Genomic DNA, 928 nt, shown 5'->3' with positions numbered 1-928 from the left:
ATCGTGGTCAGCAGGAAGGCGACGCCGATCACCGCGGTCGCCGCCCCGGCGCCGAGCCCGCCGCCGACGATCCCGTGGCCGACATGGACCAGCACGCGATGGCTGAACAGCAGCGCGCCGACGAACGTCATCGCCGCCATCAGCGCCAGCGCCGGCCGCAGCCTGATGCTGCCGGTGGCATAGGGCATCCCCATGCAGGCGCCGGTATAATGCGCCCCCATGCTCCAGGCGAAGGCGAACGCGACGAGGGGGAGAAGGATCATCACGCCGGAGCTACAGCCGGTCGGTCGCCACACTCGCCAGCGCCTGCCGCCGCTCGCTGTAGCGGTCGACCAGGTACTCCGCGCGGTCGCGCAGCAGCCAGGTGAAGCGGACCAGCTCCTCCATCACGTCCACCAGCCGGTCGTAATAGGACGAGGGCAGCATCCGCCCCGCCTCGTCGAACTGCTCGTACGCCTTGGCGACACTCGACTGGTTGGGAATGGTGAACATCCGCATCCACCGCCCGAGCAGGCGCAGCGTGTTCACCGCGTTGAAACTCTGCGACCCGCCGGAGACCTGCATCACCGCCAGCACCCGCCCCTGGGTCGGCCGCATCGCGCCGATCTCCAGCGGAATCCAGTCGATCTGGTTCTTCATCACCCCGGTGATCGCGCCGTGCATCTCCGGGCTGCACCAGACCTGCGCCTCCGACCAGAGCGACAGCTCGCGCAGCTCCCGCACCTTGGGGTGCTCCGGCGGCACGCTCTGCGCCACCGGCAGCCCGCGCGGATCGAAGATGCGCGCCTCCGCCCCCATCAGCTCCAGCAGTCGCGCCGCCTCCTCGGTGAGGAACCGCGAATAGGAGCGCTCGCGCAGCGAGCCGTAGAGCAGCAGCACCCGCGGCCGGTGCGTCGCCCGCGCGGCGGGCTCCAGCCGCGCGGGGTCG

General features: G+C 70.7%; 1 protein-coding gene and 1 pseudogene. Both read right to left on the bottom strand.

The window, feature by feature from the left end:
* Window positions 1-263 (bottom strand): annotated as a pseudogene (locus APM_RS10760) (inorganic phosphate transporter); the annotation flags it as partial.
* Window positions 264-273: 10 nt separating this feature from the next.
* The coding region (arsH, locus tag APM_RS10755) for an arsenical resistance protein ArsH (protein WP_007423400.1) at window positions 274-928 on the bottom strand (655 nt) is incomplete at its 5' end.

The organism is Acidiphilium sp. PM (assembly GCF_000219295.1).
In the GTDB taxonomy this organism is placed as follows: domain Bacteria; phylum Pseudomonadota; class Alphaproteobacteria; order Acetobacterales; family Acetobacteraceae; genus Acidiphilium; species Acidiphilium multivorum.
This window is presented reverse-complemented; position numbering and strand designations above follow the sequence as displayed.